Source organism: Bartonella sp. AP58NXGY (genome assembly GCF_042195785.1).
Classification (GTDB): domain Bacteria; phylum Pseudomonadota; class Alphaproteobacteria; order Rhizobiales; family Rhizobiaceae; genus Bartonella.
This window is the reverse complement of record NZ_JBHIOY010000064.1, coordinates 1-297: the sequence shown is the minus strand read 5'-3', so window position 1 is coordinate 297 and position 297 is coordinate 1. Positions and strand designations below refer to the sequence as shown.

General features: G+C 43.8%; 1 pseudogene. It reads right to left on the bottom strand.

Annotated elements, in window-relative coordinates:
* Nucleotides 1-297 (bottom strand): annotated as a pseudogene (locus tag ACFINC_RS09385) (phage antirepressor KilAC domain-containing protein); the annotation flags it as partial.

Here is a 297-nt window from a genome sequence, read left to right as displayed (position 1 = left end):
ATTGTACACCTCCATGGATTTGCTCTCTCAAACATGCCAATCCTCTCGATGTGATTTTCGTTGAAGGGAGTACCTTTTCTGTACCATCCGGTCTTTGAATGGTAATAGCAGGGCAATCCATGAATCCTTTCTTGATTTTATCTTGATAAGGCAACAAAGGCGCCCCTGGAGCCCGTCGATAGACCCAATCATGTTTACGCAAGTAATCCGTTAAATCCTTTGGTCACACCTCTAACATTTTTGCTGCTTCGATTAAACCAAACAACCCATCAGAGCGCTTTAAGCCTTCCAAAGCCT